This window comes from Methylobacterium platani (genome assembly GCF_001653715.1).
GTDB lineage: Bacteria > Pseudomonadota > Alphaproteobacteria > Rhizobiales > Beijerinckiaceae > Methylobacterium > Methylobacterium platani.
In genome coordinates, this window is record NZ_LWHQ01000117.1 from 1 (window position 1) to 988 (window position 988).

Below are 988 nucleotides of genomic sequence, written 5' to 3' on the forward strand. Positions count from 1 at the left end.
CCTCGCGGCGACCGGCGCGACCCTCGCCGAGTTCGTCGGGCCGGCGCCCGAGCGGGCGACGCCGGGGCCGAAGGCCGCGCGCAAGGTCGCCCCGCGCAAGGCTGCTCCACCCAAGGCTGCCCCGCGCAAGGCGACCCCCGGACAGCCCACCCCGCGCCAGCTCCGCGCCCGGATCGAGCGGGCCTACCTCGCCTGCACCGGCGGCCGGAGGGCGACGGGCCTGCGCCTCAGCGCCCTGCGGGCGGCGCTGCCCGACCTCGACCGCGCCGCNNTCCTGGGCGGCGATCCGACGATCCGGCTGACCCGGATCAGCGACCCGAAGGCCCTCGACGCCGCCGAGCGCGCGGCGGCCTTCAGCCCCGCGGGCGAACCCTTCCACGAGATCTGGATCCACGCATGAGCGACGCCCTCGACGCCCTGCGCCGCGTCAATTTCGACTGGGTGCGCACCCTCGACAGCGTCTGGCTCGACGCCGAGCCGACCGGCGCGCCCAACGAGGGGCTGATTCCCGGGATCGTCGCGGCCCTGCACGCCCAGCCGGGCGCGGCGGGGCGCGCCCGGGGCCGGGTGCTCGTCGGCGAGCCGGGCATCGGCAAGACCCACCTCGTCGGCCAGATCCGCCGCGAGGCGTGGGAATCGGGCGGCTGGTTCGTGCTCCTCGACGTGCTCGGGCTGACCGATTTCTGGCGCAGCGCGGCCCTGAGCTACCTCACCGCCCTGATGCAGCCGATGCCGGGCGGGCGGCGCCAGTCCGACGCGGTGCTGGCCGGCGTCGCCCGGCGCTTCAAGGTCGAGGAGCAGGTCGAGCAGGCGTTCAACACCCCCAACATCGACACCCGCCGGATCGTCGACCTGCTGGTGCGGGCGCTGATGCACGTCGACACCGTGCGGGCGCTCAAGCACCAGGACGTCTTCCGCGCCCTCTGCCTGCTGCGCTCGCAGGACCTCGCCGCCGTCGGCCTCGCCCATGCCTGGCTCCAGGGCTACG

Annotated in this window: 1 pseudogene; it reads left to right on the forward strand. The window is 75.8% G+C overall.

Going from position 1 to position 988, the window contains the following annotated elements:
* Positions 1-396 precede the first annotated feature (396 nt).
* Positions 397-988, forward strand: a pseudogene (locus A5481_RS34900) (ATP-binding protein); the annotation flags it as partial.